Source organism: Paenibacillus sp. AK121, assembly GCF_019042715.1.
In the GTDB taxonomy this organism is placed as follows: domain Bacteria; phylum Bacillota; class Bacilli; order Paenibacillales; family Paenibacillaceae; genus Paenibacillus; species Paenibacillus polymyxa_C.
The window spans coordinates 77211-90740 of the sequence record NZ_JAHPJM010000012.1; the positions used below are offsets into that span (position 1 = coordinate 77211).

At 47.3% G+C, this 13530-nt stretch carries 11 protein-coding genes; 2 read left to right on the plus strand and 9 right to left on the minus strand.

What is annotated here, in order from left to right; genetic code table 11:
- Window positions 1-74: 74 nt before the first annotated feature.
- Both KSP24_RS19620 and KSP24_RS19625 read right to left on the minus strand, forming a co-directional pair.
- Window positions 75-461, minus strand: a complete 387-nt coding sequence (locus KSP24_RS19620) for a spore coat protein (protein ID WP_064963911.1) — start codon at window positions 459-461, stop codon at window positions 75-77.
- Between the two features lie 32 nt (window positions 462-493).
- Window positions 494-730 carry a hypothetical protein gene (locus tag KSP24_RS19625; protein WP_013370103.1) on the minus strand — a complete coding sequence of 79 codons (237 nt, stop codon included), beginning with the start codon at window positions 728-730 and terminating at the stop codon, window positions 494-496.
- Window positions 731-843: 113 nt separating this feature from the next.
- On the opposite strand from KSP24_RS19625, the gene KSP24_RS19630 reads away from it, so the two are divergent.
- Entirely contained in the window at window positions 844-2082 is a 1239-nt protein-coding gene (locus tag KSP24_RS19630; protein WP_064963912.1) for an NAD(P)/FAD-dependent oxidoreductase, read from the plus strand.
- A 70-nt stretch (window positions 2083-2152) separates the two neighbouring features.
- Here the strand turns inward: KSP24_RS19630 and KSP24_RS19635 are convergent, their stop codons facing one another.
- The 4 genes from KSP24_RS19635 to KSP24_RS19650 all read right to left on the minus strand — a co-directional run bounded on the left by KSP24_RS19635 (window position 2153) and on the right by KSP24_RS19650 (window position 7121).
- A complete protein-coding gene (locus tag KSP24_RS19635; RefSeq protein WP_064963913.1) occupies window positions 2153-3406 on the minus strand; it encodes an MFS transporter in 1254 nt (417 codons plus the stop codon).
- 116 nt (window positions 3407-3522) lie between these two features.
- Window positions 3523-4230, minus strand: a complete 708-nt coding sequence (locus KSP24_RS19640; protein WP_064963914.1) for a hypothetical protein — start codon at window positions 4228-4230, stop codon at window positions 3523-3525.
- 55 nt (window positions 4231-4285) lie between these two features.
- The gene (locus KSP24_RS19645; RefSeq protein ID WP_014599569.1) at window positions 4286-4699 is read right to left on the minus strand and encodes a DUF350 domain-containing protein; all 414 of its coding nucleotides are present in this window, start codon (window positions 4697-4699) and stop codon (window positions 4286-4288) included.
- Between the two features lie 52 nt (window positions 4700-4751).
- Window positions 4752-7121, minus strand: a complete 2370-nt coding sequence (locus KSP24_RS19650; protein WP_216976313.1) for an endonuclease MutS2 — start codon at window positions 7119-7121, stop codon at window positions 4752-4754.
- Window positions 7122-7274: 153 nt separating this feature from the next.
- On the opposite strand from KSP24_RS19650, the gene KSP24_RS19655 reads away from it, so the two are divergent.
- Window positions 7275-7634: a phage holin family protein gene (locus tag KSP24_RS19655; protein WP_137078143.1), complete on the plus strand. Its 360-nt coding sequence runs from the start codon at window positions 7275-7277 to the stop codon at window positions 7632-7634.
- 148 nt (window positions 7635-7782) lie between these two features.
- On the opposite strand, the gene KSP24_RS19660 is transcribed toward KSP24_RS19655, so the two are convergent.
- The 3 genes from KSP24_RS19660 to pheS all read right to left on the minus strand — a co-directional run bounded on the left by KSP24_RS19660 (window position 7783) and on the right by pheS (window position 13523).
- On the minus strand, window positions 7783-9807 hold the full coding sequence (locus KSP24_RS19660) for a DNA repair protein (RefSeq protein ID WP_216976315.1): 2025 nt from the start codon (window positions 9805-9807) through the stop codon (window positions 7783-7785).
- Between the two features lie 208 nt (window positions 9808-10015).
- Complete coding sequence (pheT, locus tag KSP24_RS19665) at window positions 10016-12463, minus strand: phenylalanine--tRNA ligase subunit beta (RefSeq protein WP_064963918.1); 2448 nt, start codon at window positions 12461-12463, stop codon at window positions 10016-10018.
- Window positions 12464-12491: 28 nt separating this feature from the next.
- Window positions 12492-13523: a phenylalanine--tRNA ligase subunit alpha gene (gene pheS / locus KSP24_RS19670; RefSeq protein WP_013370093.1), complete on the minus strand. Its 1032-nt coding sequence runs from the start codon at window positions 13521-13523 to the stop codon at window positions 12492-12494.
- Between the last annotated feature and the right edge of the window lie 7 nt (window positions 13524-13530).

The following is a 13530-nucleotide window of genomic DNA, read 5'->3' on the forward strand; positions in this document are numbered from 1 at the left end:
AAACCGTCCGCCCCGGTAAACCCGGCAGACGGACGGCTGTTATGGGAAATTGCTTCAAAAACGGAAAATCCCGTTTACATATAATAAGGGTTGCTTTGATGAGTAGACTGGCCTTGCTGATGCATAGGTTGACCATATACTCCCGCGGATGACGACTTCTGCTGAATGAACTGTTGGCATTCCTGTTGGGTCTTGCGAGCTTCTTGAATCTGTTTATCCAAATCGATGCGCAGCGCTTTAGTTGGAGCGGCGTACATATTATTCTGGCTCATTAGATGATACAAATCACCTTGCAGACGCAATGTATCATTCGTAAGGTCGGTGAACATCTGACGCACAGACGGGCAATTGGATTCTGTCGTCGCTGTTGTGTACTCGCGCACTGTACGTTTCATATCAGCAAGAATGGTATAGAGCAAATCCTCTTCGGGCATAAATGACATATTGTTTTGTGAATACATTCTGTCAAACCTCCTTTATTAGTTAGTCAAAATTACTGCTGCGGCTGCATTGGAGCAAGCTGCTGATGCTGTTGAAGAGCATTAGAAAGCAGATTCAAGTGGTGCTCATGAGTTCTTGCCAGTTGCAAACAGGCTTGTTGGATGGCTGGGTGCTGAATAGACGCCGCTGTGGCCGCACATTGTTTGAGCAGTAGTTCTTCATTGGAAATGGAGTCCACGATGTACTCCAGCTCTTTGCCTGACAAGGGTTGCATGTTCGTAGATTGCATAGTCTCTGTGCCTCCTTAAGTGTTTTGTTGCACGCTGGTTATCTTGTCCCTTTGACGAAATACTATGTACACATAAGAGATACTACATATTGCCTATAAGGAGTGCTACTTATATGGAATTGATAAGCGGGAATACATATTGGCCGAGTACCTTGGAGCACACGCTGGATTTTCCGCCTTTGGCTGAAGATTTAAATTGTGATGTACTGATCGTCGGAGGCGGGATGGGTGGATCCATCTGCTCCCGGTTAATGGGAGAACGACAGGTTGACACTGTACTTATTGACAAGCGCAAGCTGGTACATGGAAGTTCTTCAGCCAATACTGGACTGCTGCAATATAGTAATGACAAGACCTTAACCTCTTTTATCAACACTTTTGGCGAGACGAACGGCGTACTGTTTTACCGTTTGTGCAGGGAAGCTCTGGATCAGCTAGATAAACTGGCTGCCACACTGGATACGGACCCTTCCTTTATTCGCCGCAGCAGTCTGTACTATGCAAGTACAGCAGAGGATATACAGGTGCTTCAGGAAGAATACAAACAGCTAGCCCGTTTTGGATTTCCAGTGGAATACTGGGATGAACAACAGGTCGCTGCCCGATTCCCTTTTCGAAAACCGGCAGCCTTGTATACACACGAAGATGCCGAGGTTAATCCATTTTTGTTTGCCCAAGGATTGCTGCAATCTGCCAGCCGACTCGGTGTTCGCTTATATGAGCATACAGAAGCCAAGCATTTTGAATTCAACGATAATGAGGTCGTTTGTCATACTAACGGTGGGATTATCCGAGCAAAAAAAGTTATTTTTGCAACAGGTTATGAAACACAAGAGATTAAAACAGATCGCGGAGCCGTTCTAGAAAGCTCTTATGCTATCGCCACCAATCCAATCGGAGATGCTCCCTTATGGTATGAGCAGTGCCTGATCTGGGAAACAGCTCGCCCTTATCTGTATATGCGCTCCACACCGGAGGGACGAATCATTATTGGTGGTTTGGATGAACCTGTACTGAACGCCAAGCAGCGTGAAACCAGACTGTTACACCAACAGCAAAAGCTGCTGCAAGCACTACAGGAGCATTTTCCTGGTGTCCCATTTCAAATTGATTATGCTTGGGCGGCTGTATTCGGCACCTCTCACGACGGATTGCCGTATATTGGTCCACATCCGCGTTTTCCCAACTGCTACTTTTTGGAGGGTTACGGGGGAAATGGGACGGTTACGAGTATGGTGGCCGCACAGCTATTGGCTGATGAACTGACAGGCATACACCGACCTGAAATGGAGCTTTATTCTCTGACTCGTCCTACCAAACCCTCGCCTGAAACAACGGAACCGATGATTTAATTGGGATACAAAAAGAACCTCCTTTTCCTATATAAATGGATTTGGAGGTTCATTTGTATTGAATTTTCAATTATTCAGTTTGCTTGTGCCAGCGTTGTGCGTGGGAATGAGACTTGTTTTGCTTCGTTTTTTGTTCCATTTTGAGTACACTTCGCATGAAAATCCATCCAATCACTGGCATCAATGCAAGTCCAATCAACAACCAGATCATCGCCTCAGGGGCCTTGCTGATACTTAGGACACCCAAGAAAATCAGTGTTCCCGTCAACCGACCTATCATTAAGCATAGTTCGCGCAATACCACCAATTCCACTCTCTGATTAGCGTCTCCTTCACTCGTACCCATTAGATCAAAGCTTGCAGAGATCATAGGAATTAAATACAAGGGCATGAATAAAGCGGTGCCAATCCCCATAATTAGCAGCGTGCTATATTCCATACGCCACAATAGCGGTAAAAGCGCGATCACCAACAGCACGGCACCCAACAACATACCAGCCGAGCGATAGTGTGGCTTGAGCCATTTTCCGACAGCCCAAAAGCTGAAAAATGAAACCCCCGATGTAATAAGTGAAAACTGTGCCAGCTTCCATTCCTGTTGAGTAACTACATACACAAGCAGCGTAATCAGGAAAGCGAACACCCCTTCACGAATGCCCTGCGTAACAAGCGATAACGACAACGGACGCCACATACTTCCTTTTTGTGACAATCGCTGCTTAGGCTCTTTCCAATTGTAATTTCCTGTCGGTTTACGCTTGCGAAGAAAGAAACTTAGCACCACTCCTACGACATAAAAGGCCAAGGAAATACTGAATATCACGCGATAACCCGCGTCATCCTCCATACGCGCAATAATCCAACCAGAGAGCCAAGGACCCACTATACCGGAAAATGAGCCCAGCAGGCCCACCCATCCGTTAAAATGATCGCGACTTGCCTGATCCGTGACTTCGAAAAAAATGACATTAAACGCCAGCCAAAATAAACCTAACGCTGCACCCAACAACATTCCGAGCGGCCATATGTAGTTTACAGCCTGCGGTCCCGTATACAACACGATTAGATAGAATAGACCGGACAATGCGGTTCCCACGCGCAGGGCATTCATTTTGTTATGTTCCTTGACCCACTTTCCAGCTACCCAGACCATAATTCCCAGCGCAATTTGTTGACTGACATTAAACCATCCGATCATCGCGTAATCTTGCCTGCTTTTCCACAAATACACATTAAGAAATGTGCCGGACAATGCTGCTGCAAACACAAACAATCCATTCAAGCTTAATAGCAGAATGGATTGTCCGTTCAGGTTTGATTTCAATGCAGTTCCCCCTAACGGAAAGATCACCAATCAGCTTATTACGAGTCAGCTTGTTCAAAGATTTCTTTGATTTAACATGCCCGTATTGAGCTTGGACCTATCCGGGGAATCGCTATTTAAATATTGGAAATACCGCTGAGCTTCTCCAGCATTCGCAGTCGGTCATTCTCTGACAAAGTCTGCTGAACATGGAAGCAGCTAGGACACACATAAACATTCAAGACAAACGGCAAGTCCAGAACAGGTTTGCCGAGCACCGGAGACATCGATGGTTCGAAGCCCTCTCTGGTTACGGTTTGCGAACCCGCATGCAGCATATACTCTCCACATTGGGAACATTCAAGAACCTCATCTTGTCTGTCGAGTAATTGTTCAGCCCCTTGTTCATAAGCCATTAGATCCGCACCGCTTTCTTCGAATTTTTGTAAAGTATGCAGCACAGGCAGCTTATGAAGCTCATTATCCTGCAATAACGGTGCATCAGCTGGCTTTTCAGATACGACTTCATCCTCTGCCTCGTATAAAATATCCTGCTCGTCATCATCGCCGAGCTGAATACTCAATGTACGATAACCCTTTAGGTCTTCTTTTTCATGAGCATGGAGCGCCGGGGTTACAGAAACCGCATGATCATGTGTCGCATCTTCATGCCCATCCGTATGTCTGTGAACAGATGGAGAAACAGACTCAGACTCCTCTTCATCATCTGTTATGTCTGAATATCCTTTCAGATCATTATGGCAATAAGGACACTCTTCTTCAGGCCCTAATTCTTCATCCCAAATAATTTCCATGTTACACCATGGACAAATAGTCATTTCCAAGCTTTATCATCCTTCCGTTCCAAAGCGTATACCAAGCTCTAGTATACAGGATGTGTCAAGTTACACTCGCACCAATCACATAAGATAACGATATTGAAATAATCATGGAGAACAAACCGACCGCACGGTTATCCTCTTTAATCTCTTGATCGATAGAAAATACCGGTGTCAGAAATTCAAAAAGAAAGTATGCCGCAAGTAGCAGTAAAAAACCAACGAATGACCAGATCATCGTATCATACACGCTGGATTTTGCCTCCATCGCAAAGCGGAGCACGTTGCAAATACCGAACATTTTCCCACCCGTTGCCATGGCTACCGAAACATTGCCTCGCTTGATCTCTTCCCAGCATTTATAACGGGTTACCAGCTCAAAGCAGGACAAAAATACAATTAACTCCAGCACCGCCACGGAGAAATAACCCAGCATCATCCCCAACGGATGTGATAGCAATTCATCAATCGCCATCTTCACCTCGTCCCTCCCGTTCTACCAAGCGTTCTCGGTCAGCAACCCATATCTATTCCAATTCAGCAACCGTTACACCCGTGCCGCCTTCATTGTAGTTACCGATACGGTAGCTTTTCACATGCTTATGCTTGCGCAGGTACTCCTGAATACCGGTTCTCAAGACCCCCGTACCTTTGCCGTGAATAATGTATACCTGACCCAGATTGGCCAAAAACGCTTCATCCATGAAGCGGTCCACTTCCATCAGCGCTTCCTCCACGTTTGCCCCACGAAGGTCAAGTTCACTTCGCACATTATCATCCCGTGTCCGCTTAACGCCAGTCACTGGCTTTTGGACCCTTGGAGCCGTCGTTTGGGCTGGTTGTAGCAGCTCCAGATCATCCAGACTGACCTTCATTTTCATGATGCCCAGTTGAACGATAGCTTCCTTGCTGCCAGTCAGTTCAACTACGTGACCTTTTTTATTCAGACTGTGAACGGATACTTCATCGCCAGCCATGATGGAACGAGTACGCGTAGTGGTTGAACGTTTGGCTGTACTTTTCTTGCGTTGCTTCGGTTCAGCTTCATCCAGTTCTTTACGAGCTGCAATCAGCTTGTGCTCCTTAACCGAGGCTCCCTCTTCCTGAGCCAATCTGCGCAAATCAGTAATAATTTTTTCTGCTTCACTACGAGCCTTATCTACGAGAATTCTTGCTTCGTCTTCAGCCTTTTCCAGCATGCGGTCCCGTTGTGACTCCAGCTTATCCAGCTCGGTCTGATGACGGGTACGCAATGCTTCCATTTCCTTACGCAGCTGCTCTGCTTTTTCCCGTTCTTGCTCAGCGGTCAAACGGTTCTGCTCCAGTGATGCAATCATGTGCTCGACGCGCTGATCTTCTTCCGTTACCTCGCCACGGGCATAATCTAATATCCGCCCTGGTAATCCCAATCGCTCGGCAATGGCAAAAGCGTTACTTCGCCCAGGTACACCAACCAGAAGACGGTAAGTCGGGCTTAATGTAGCGACATCAAACTCCATACTTGCATTAATAATTCCTTTGCGCTCATAGGCATACGCCTTCAATTCACTATAGTGAGTCGTCGCCACCATACGGCAACCCAGAGCATGTATATGCTCCAAAATAGATACAGCCAGAGCCGAACCTTCTGCCGGATCCGTTCCTGCCCCCACCTCGTCAAGCAATACAAGACTTTTGGGCGTCATATTTTTCAAGATGCTAATAATATTGGTCATGTGACTGGAAAATGTACTCAAGTTCTGCTCAATGCTCTGCTCGTCACCAATATCGGCATAGATTGCATCAAATACGCATAGCTGGCTTTCATCCTCAACAGGCACAAACAGTCCAGACATCGCCATCAAACTTAGCAGACCTATTGTTTTCAGGGTAACGGTTTTCCCCCCTGTGTTCGGTCCGGTAACGATAATGGAGGTGTACGAATTACCCAGTTCCACATCTATGGGAACGACCTGTTCCAACGGAATTAGAGGATGTCTACCCTTTTTCAGCTTCAAGTACCCACGATCATTCATTAAGGGCAGCGTTGCCTTCATTTCACGAGCGAGACGCGCTTTCGCAAAAATAAAATCAAGATTGCCCAAAATATCCACATCATACAGCAACATATCCGCTTGTTCTGCGACAAGTGCGGTCAGCTTTTGTAAAATGACTTCAATTTCACGCTCTTCTCTCAGCCTGGTTTCCCTCAGCTTGTTGTTCATGGCCACGATGGATTCAGGCTCGATAAACAATGTTGCGCCAGACCCGGATTGATCATGCACAATTCCGCCAAAATAAGAACGGTATTCGGCCTTGACCGGGATGACAAACCGATCTCCACGAATCGTAATCAACTGATCCTGAAGCATTTTGGACACAGTTGAGGAGCGAATCATGGAATCCAGCTTCTCACGAATACGCACTTCACCGGAGCGCAGCTCCCGGCGAATTTGTGAAAGCTCTGTACTGGCAGAATCCAGCACTTCTGCATTTTCGTCAATACAGCCTTTAATGGAGTTTTCCAAACTTCTTTGTTCCGAAAGCTGCTCACTCCAATACAGCAAAGTTTCAACAGGATTTTCCTCATGCAAACTTGTTACATATACCTGTATACGGCGCGCAGCTTTAACCGTTGTCCGGATACCAAGCAACTCCTGCGGACTTAACGTTCCTCCAATACGGGCACGCTTCACCGCCGGAGTGATATCCACAACTCCGTTAAATGAGGGCACCCCTTTTAGTCGATCAGCAGCATAGGCCTCGTCCGTACCTTTCAGCAATTTCTTGATATGCTCCAAATCATCGCTGGGCTGTAATCGAAGGGCTGTCTGTTGTCCCGTTGCCGTTTGGGCATAGTGACTTAGTTTATTTAGAATTTTTTGATATTCAAGGGTTTTGAAAATTTTAGAGTCCAACTTCACTGCTCCTTTCACTTATATCTATATTATACCGAAAGCAGCAAACTTACGCTATTTGCCAACTATGCTTTACACATAAGAAAGCTCTTCATGCCACACACTAACCTTTGTCTAACCCTGTTAATTCAAAAAAACAAAGGAGGTTATTCCGTGAGCATTCTTGGGCACATTGTACGTTTCATCGTTGCCGCTCTGGTTTTGATGGTCGTAAGCTGGATCGTTCCCGGATTTAGTGTAGGCGGCTTTTGGAGCGCGCTGATCCTTGCCATTGTCATTGCCTTGATTGGCTACATCGTCGAGGCGGTGTTTGGTCGACGCGTTTCTCCATTTGGACGCGGTATTGTCGGTTTTCTAGTGAGCGCTCTGGTTATCTGGGTCGCTCAATATGTCGTGGCCCATGTTAGTGTTTCAATTTTGGGCGCATTGCTCGCTGCATTGGTTATCGGGATTATCGATTTGTTCATTCCGGTATCGACACCATTTGAAGCCGGGCGCAAGGAAGGGAAATAATTTCAGCGGACACTTCCAGCATAGCTGTCCCGAAGCAGATTCGTCTGCCAAAGGACAGCTTTTTGCCACTTACACTTCTTAGCGATCCATAAACAAACAATCCCCGGCCATGAGCAGCCGGGGATTGCCTTACAATTATAATCCGTATCTACTGATCCTGTTCGATAAGTTCAATCCATTCATTATACTCGGTTTGAAGCTTGGTGTATTCTTCCTTTAATTGACGTAATTCAGTCGAAATCTTCTCTGCATTTTCTCGGTCTACATCCTGTTGTACTTGTAATAAACGAAGCTGATGAGCTGCCATTTCATATTTTTGACCCACTTCGTCTAATTCAGACTGCAAGGCCATCCGTTCCTGCTCTATGGACTGCTGTTCTGCCTTTGCGGTGTTGGCAGCTTCAACTGCAGAACGAATCTCTTCCTGAAGTTGTTCCTTTTGTTCAATCGTTACCGCTATCTCCCGTTCCCAAGAAGCAAATTCTTCCTTACGGGCAGCATCTTCAGCTTCCAGACGTTCCGCTTCATCCTTCAACTGATCATATTTCAGCTGCCACTCCACAGATGCCTTCTCAGCACGTTCCAGTTTACTTTGCCGATCATGATTTTCCTGCTGGAGTTGCTTAATATGTTGCTCCAGCTGTCCAGCTCGGCTCTTCATGCTTCCATATTGCTCCTGAAGCGATTGATACGCCTTCGCGCCCTCTTGCTCTCGGACTTTGGCTTTCTCAAGCTCGTCCTGAACGCGAATCAGCTCAGGCGATAGCTCCTTGATCTTCGCTTCAAGTTGAACTAGACGTTGCTGCTGTGAAGCATATTTATCATTAGCAGCTTCAACCTCAGTCACAGTCTGCTGTAGTTGTTGCTCTATTGCTTCCTTCTGTTCACGCGCTTCCAGCAGGGAAAGCTCCAACTCGTCGGCTGCCAATTGACGTTCTTCTGCAAGCTTCTTCCATGACTTCTCACTTTCAGCGAGCGTAGCCAGCTCGCTTTGCAGCTTGCGAGAAGATACATGAGCTTGCTCCAGCAGCTTCTGCATCCGGCGCTGCTCTTCCTCCAGCTTAGCCGCCTGCTGCTGCGTAGCCTTGGCTTCATCCAGCAATTGATCATATCTGTTTTGCAGTTCTTCACGCGCAAGCGTATCTGCCTGCTCCCGCTCTGTTGCCGCCTGTTGCTGTGCTTGCAGCTCAGCCTCCAGTTCGGACTGTTGTTGCTCCAATGCTGCAGCTTGCTCTTGAGCCTCCTTCAAACGAGAAGAAAGCTCTGCACTACCTGCCTGTACTTGTTCTAATTGCTCCTGAAGCTCTTCCATCCGAATCTCCTGCTCCAGTGCAGCTTCCTCGGCACGTTTCTGTGCTTCCTCATGCTGGAGCTTTTGCTCATTTAGAGCCAATTCAGCCTGTTTACGTTCCTGCTCCAGCTGTTCATTCAGCCCGGAGCACTTGATCTGCCATTCGCTTATCTTCTGGCTATGCTCTTGCTGCAAAGCAGATCGCAGCTTGTCTAGCTCAATGCGATTTCGCTCCTGATGAGCCTTTTCCGCAGCGGAAAGCTTAGCTTCAGCTTGTTTAGCCGCTTCGGCTATTTCCTTCTTCAACTGCTCTTCTGTCTGCCGGACACGCGCATTCGCAGCTTCTTGCTGCTCTTTCAGCTTACGGGAAGCTTCTTGGCGAGATTCTTCCAATTCACGCCTAGCTTGTTTTTGTGCATTTTCAAGTTCAGCCGCTTTTTTCTCCTGCTGTTCAAGCTTTGCCCTTAGTTCGGCAATTTCCTTGGCTGACGCAGATTCAGTCTCCACCAGCTTCTTCTGCGTCGTTTCTTTTTCTTCCCTCAATTGAACAAGGGCTTGATGCATATCTGTATTTTTCTGCTGTTGTTCCCCTAGAGCCGTCTGGAGTTGGGCCAGATCTCTCCGGAGCTCCGCCCGTTCCGCTGCCAAGCGGTTCATATGGCTCTGGATCTCCTGAATTTGTACAGCTTCTTCAGCCATATGAACCGCAGCCAGCACGGCAATTCGGGGCATATCCAGACGCGAATGAGCTTGAGAAATGCTGTGCATACGTTCATCTACGTAATTGGCAACCTGCTTCATATAATCACTATTACTGCCGACAAGCTTATAAGAAGTACCGTAGATCTCTACAGTGACGCGAGTACGATCTGGTGTAGTCACAATTATGCCCTCCTTCAATACTACTGTATGTTGATTCTAAGGTGTGTCCGGTACTAGGGTAACCCGCCTTCCGTGAAGCGTTCAACCTTATTAGTCCGGCTTCCCCGCAGCGGGTGAATATCAGAGTAGAGAGCTTCTATGATAATAGGCCAAAAAGCCGTATCGAACCTCTGTCACTAAGATTCGATACGGCTTCCCGCATTTCCTGCTACTTTCTCAATTCCGCTCCAAAAGTTTGTTCCAGAGACGTAACGACAGGAGAATGCGCCGCATTGATCTCTTCATCCGTCAACGTATGCTCCCAATGACGATAGGTCAGGGAAATAGCCACGCTCTTCTTGTCTTCACCAAGCTTGCTGCCTGTAAATACATCAAACACCCGTGCATCCTGCAACAGTTCTCCGCCTGCAGCGTGAATAACACGAAGCAGTTCACCTGCCTCAACGTCTTTATTCACCACGAGGGCAATGTCACGTTCCACGGATGGGAAGCGAGCCAGCTCTCTGAACTGAATATGGGAGTTTGCATGCTCAACAAGCTGTTGCAACGCAATTTCAGCTACATACGTATCGTTCAGTCCATAGGACTGTTGCAGTTCAGGATGGATCTGTCCAACCGTACCGATCCGTTGGGAGCTTCCGTTCACATCCAGCCATACTGAAGCGGAACGTCCTGGATGGTAGCTTTGCGGCTGGTCAGCCACATAACGAATGCTGGCACTTAGTCCGAAATAGTCAAACACCGTTTCAAGCGCACCTTTAATATCAAAGAAATCAACCTTTTCGGCACCGATGTTCCATTGTTTTTCACGACGTACCCCAGTCAGCAGCAAACTCAGCACTTGAATTTCCTGCGGCTGGCGAGTTAAGGTTTGTTCTTCTGTGTAAAATACAGTTCCCATCTCAAAAATCGCTAGGTTATCTTGCTTGCGATTCATGTTGTACACCGCTGTATCCAGCATCTGCGGAATGATACTTGTACGCAACACACTACGATCTTCACTCATAGGCATAGCCAAACGTACCGGATGGCTGCCTTCTGTTAGAGCGTTAAACAAAGCCGTGCTTTGCGGATGTACAAAAGAGTAACTGATCGTCTCCTGCCAGCCACCATGAGCCAGCAATCTACGCAAGGAGCGACGCAGAGATTGCGATGCCGTCAAAGCTCCTGGAGTTGTTGGACCTTCAATCGGCGTGGTTGGGATATTATCGTAACCATACAAACGTGCTACTTCTTCGATTAAGTCCACATCAATGGTAATATCTCCACGGCGTGTAGGTACTTCAACTTCCAGCACCCCTGGCTCTGTGTCGCCGCATCCGAAATGAAGTCTACCAAAAATCGTCTTCACCTCAAGCAGTGACAGTTCGGTTCCCAAATATCGATTTATTTTATCTAGCGACAGCTTGATAATATGATTTTCAGCTTTTGCGGAAGCAGACTCTACAATACCCTGGTGTACAGTGCCCCCTGCATAACGCTGGATCAGCGCAGCTGCACGATTCACAGCAGGTATAACAGCACCTGGATCAACCTCTTTTTCAAAACGCAGGCTTGCTTCCGAACGCAGTCCAAGTTGACGGGATGTTTTGCGAACTGTTCCCCCGTCAAACTTCGCAGATTCCAACGCAATGCTAACCGTTGCATCCGTAACCTCAGAGTTGGCTCCGCCCATTACGCCTGCTAATGCAATCGGCTTCACGCCGTCCGTAATCAGCAGCATATGCGGTTCCAGCTTACGTTCCTGATCGTCAAGTGTAATCAAAGTTTCGCCTGTACGAGCAAGCCGAACCTCAATATTTCCATTTTCCAGCTTATCCGCATCAAAAGCATGCAACGGCTGGCCGTATTCCAGCATAACGTAGTTCGTAATATCTACGATATTGTTAATCGGACGAACACCTGCCGCCATCAGACGATTTTGAATCCATAACGGGGAAGGCCCCACCTTTACACCTGTGATATAACGCGCTGCATAGTGCGTACACAGTTCAGGAGTATCTACCTTTACGGACAGATGATCTGCCGCTGCATCGCTAATTTCCACCAGATCCATAGCGGGGTCAGCCAGCGAAATGTCACGTCCTAGAATGGCACTCACTTCATAAGCGGCTCCATGCATGCTCAGGCAATCCGAACGGTTGGGTGTCAAATCAAAATCCAGCACCTGGTCATCCAGGGCAAGCAGCTTCGTAATTGGCGTACCAATTTCAGCATCTTCTGGCAGCACCAAAATGCCTTCCTGCAATTCTTTTGGCAATAGCTTATCATTCATGCCCAGTTCTTTGGCCGAGCAGATCATGCCCATGGACACAACACCACGCAGCTTGGCCTTTTTAATATGAAAATCTCCTGGCAGCTTGGCACCTACAACTGCAACAGGAACCTTTTGACCTGCATCCACGTTCTTGGCACCACACACAATTTGCAAGTCTTCTCCCTGACCCGCATCGACAATACACACATTCAGCTTATCCGCATCTGGGTGCTTTTCTTTGCTTTTGACATAGCCTACAACGACGCCAGTAATTCCTTGGTTACGATGTTCGACTTCATCAATTTCAATGCCCGAACGGGTGATTTTGTCTGCTAGCTCCTCCGCACTCACTTGATCCAGTGATACATACTCGGACAGCCAATCGAATGATACTTTCATATGGGTTCACTTCCCTTGATATAGTTGTTTATTGACGCGCAAACTGCTTCAAGAACGACAGATCGCTGTTATAAAAATGGCGAATATCATCAATGCCGTATTTCAAAATGGCAATCCGTTCTACACCCATACCGAATGCAAAGCCACTGTATACCTCGGGATCAAAACCACCCATTTCCAGCACTTTCGGATGCACCATACCACAGCCTAAAATTTCAATCCACACGCGCTCGCCGTTTTTCTTCACAAAAGTCACGTCTACTTCAGCACTTGGCTCGGTGAACGGAAAGAAGCTTGGACGCAAGCGGATTTCGGTCGATTCCCCGAACATTTCGCGTGCAAATTGCAGCAAAGTTCCTTTCAAATCACTCATACGAATGTCTTTTCCAATCACAAGACCTTCAATTTGGTGGAATTGGAAGGAATGCGTTGCATCGTCATCATCACGTCGGAATACCGTACCCGGACAAATCACCTTAATAGGCGTTTCACCCTTCATCGCCTCCATCGCGCGAATCTGAACTGGTGACGTATGAGTACGCATCAACAGATCCTCGGTCAGGTAAAATGAATCCTGCATATCGCGTGCCGGGTGATTTTTAGGCAGATTCAATGCTTCGAAGTTATAATAATCGGTCTCTGCCTGCGGACCCTCAGCCACTCGATATCCCATACCTGTAAAAATATCCTCGATTTGCTCGATCACTTTGTTAAGTGGGTGGAGCCCGCCTTGCGGCATTGCGCGTCCAGGCAACGTAACATCGATTTTTTCTGCTTGCAAACGCTCATTCGTTTCTGCTTTCGTGAACTCGTCCTGCTTACGGTTAACGACCTCTTCAATCGCCTCGCGCACCTCATTGGCTACCTGTCCAACAACTGGACGCTCTTCCGCGCTCAGCTTGCCCATACCGCGCAAAATTTCGGTCAACGCACCCTTTTTACCCGAATATTTAACTCGTAGATCAGCCAGCTCCTTAGGTGTTGCCACCTTCTCCAATACTTCCAGTGCTTCTTCCTTCAAGGCCAGCAAATGTTCCTTCATTTGGATGGTTTCGCTCATCGCCTGT

Coding starts and splice junctions, on each gene's coding strand:
- KSP24_RS19620 (WP_064963911.1), bottom strand. CDS start 461: ATGTATTCACAAAACAATATGTCATTTATGCCCGAAGAGGATTTGCTC.
- KSP24_RS19625 (WP_013370103.1), bottom strand. CDS start 730: ATGCAATCTACGAACATGCAACCCTTGTCAGGCAAAGAGCTGGAGTAC.
- KSP24_RS19630 (WP_064963912.1), top strand. CDS start 844: ATGGAATTGATAAGCGGGAATACATATTGGCCGAGTACCTTGGAGCAC.
- KSP24_RS19645 (WP_014599569.1), bottom strand. CDS start 4,699: ATGGCGATTGATGAATTGCTATCACATCCGTTGGGGATGATGCTGGGT.
- pheT (WP_064963918.1), bottom strand. CDS start 12,463: ATGAAAGTATCATTCGATTGGCTGTCCGAGTATGTATCACTGGATCAA.
- pheS (WP_013370093.1), bottom strand. CDS start 13,523: ATGAGCGAAACCATCCAAATGAAGGAACATTTGCTGGCCTTGAAGGAA.